A 2,059-nucleotide genomic window follows, 5' to 3' on the forward strand; every position below is an offset into this window, starting at 1 on the left:
ATATAGGTCATCCTTTACGTGGTTTCACTTCCTGTGAATTAAAAATGCAGACTGCTCTATTTTGTTCTCGCTTTTTAATTAAGTATAGGGTGGCTAGGGCTCGAAACAAAAAAAAGTCCTGAAAAGTGTTCAGGACTAGGAATAGTTGTCACATATCTCATCCTTGAAACAGGTAACAAGCATCAAGGCTTAAGCGACATTAACGATTCAATAGAAATGTCTTGCGAATAGTCGACATATTCAAAGTTAAAGCCATTGAGCTTCATAAACTCATCTTTAAAACCTTGGTAATCACCAATCTCTTTAAAGTTTTCAGCATTCATCTGTTCTAAAAGAGCGTGGACTTCTTGTTGAACTTGCGGTTCAAGTTCCAAGTCATCTATTCGAATCAAGCGTTCGCCGTCAACTGGCACTTTCTCTTGATCGTATAACTTCGTAGTAAACAGTCGCTGCATTTGTTCAATACAGCGTTCGTGAGTACCTTTTTCCTTCATCACTCGATAAAGCGCTAACAGGTAGGGACTTAGCGCAGGGATGAATACACTGGCTTTCGTCACCAACGCCTTACACACGGTTGCGTAAGCACCGCCGTCAAAGTTGGCGAGTTTGAGGTTTAATGAATGACTGGTTTGGTGTAAATCGATTTTCGCTCGACCTAACGTACCATCGAGATAAATTGGGTGCGTGATGTCAGGGCCCATGTAAGAAAAGGCGATGGTTTTGCAGCCGTTTGCGATAGAGTCGTTATTGATGAGTGTGTCAATCCAGCTTTCCCAGTCTTCGCCGCCCATTACTTTAATGGTGGCATTGGCTTCCTCTTCTGTTGCAGGCGTTAAGGTGGTTTCTATCCACTTATCGTTCTCCAGCATGATAGAAGCGCCAGTGACAGGTTCACCAATAGGTTTAATGACACTGCGCCAAAACTCATCAGATTCAGGTTTAGGTCGAACACCGGTTGCCAAGCTATAGATGACTAAGTCAACTTCACCCTCAAAGTACGTTTCAATGGCTTCAATCACTTGATTGCGCACCGAACCAGAGAATGCATCGCCAACAATATTTATTGCGGTACGCCCGGCTTGATTTGCTTCTTGCTTAAAAAAGACGTTGTTATACCAACCCGCACTCCCAACCCCTTTCTCTGAAGGGCCACGCTCAAATGAGACGCCAATGGTATCGGCGTTAGCGCCACCGAACGTTAGGGCTATTCGTGCCGCTAGGCCGAAACCAGAGGAGGCACCAATAATCAAAACCCGTTTTGGGCCTTTTTTGATCTGTGGGGCGTGCTTTACGTATTCAATTTGCTCTTTAATAGATGCATGACACCCTTTGGGGTGCGCAGAGCGAGCAACAACACCTTGAATTAACGGTTCTATTCGCATGTTGTTATCTATCCTCGATGAGTGGAATTGAAAATAGATTAACGTAAAGTTACGTAAAACTTATTGAGCTAGACCATTAAAATTAGAGATGTTTAATTAATTCTTGAGCAACGAAATCAGCGATCCAAGGTTGTGCATCTGGTTTTGGGTGAAGGCCATCATCCATCATCCATTCTGGTTTGGTGACAACATGCTCTAAGAAGAATGGCATCAAGGCAACTTGTTGATGCTGTGCAAGCTTAGGGTAGATATCGTAAAACATATCGCTATAGCGCTTACCATAATTAGGCGGAACCCGAATTTGCATCATGACAACGTCCGCACCAGAATCTTTTATCATGGTAATCATTTTTGAAAGATTCGACGTAATAAGTTTAGGAGGGAAACCTCTTAGGCCATCGTTGGCACCTAACTCAATAAGTACCATGTCAGGGCTATGCTGAGTTAGCAACTGAGGTAACCGTGCTAAGCCATTGCCAGTGGTATCGCCAGAAATGCTGGCATTAATAACTGTTACATCTTGACCATGTTCTGACAACGCATCAGGGAGTAAGCTAGGCCAACTCTCTTCGATCGGCATCTGATAGCCTGCACTCAAGCTATCACCCAAGACAAGTAGTTTTTCGCTCGCATGTGCAGTAGCGGAAAAACAAAAAAATAGAACTAAGGAAAGTATA

2 protein-coding genes are annotated in these 2,059 nt (G+C 43.4%); both read right to left on the reverse strand.

Annotated elements, in window-relative coordinates:
- Positions 1 to 182: 182 nt before the first annotated feature.
- Positions 183 to 1,382, reverse strand: a complete 1,200-nt coding sequence (fabV, locus tag CAG68_RS12315; RefSeq protein ID WP_005376325.1) for an enoyl-ACP reductase FabV — start codon at positions 1,380 to 1,382, stop codon at positions 183 to 185.
- Between the two features lie 82 nt (positions 1,383 to 1,464).
- Positions 1,465 to 2,058, reverse strand: a complete 594-nt coding sequence (gene tesA, locus CAG68_RS12320) for a multifunctional acyl-CoA thioesterase I/protease I/lysophospholipase L1 (RefSeq protein WP_161441206.1) — start codon at positions 2,056 to 2,058, stop codon at positions 1,465 to 1,467.
- Between the last annotated feature and the right edge of the window lies 1 nt (position 2,059).

Origin of the sequence: Vibrio sp. V42_P2S4T144, from assembly GCF_009904715.1 — a bacterium.
GTDB classification, from domain to species: domain Bacteria; phylum Pseudomonadota; class Gammaproteobacteria; order Enterobacterales; family Vibrionaceae; genus Vibrio; species Vibrio alginolyticus.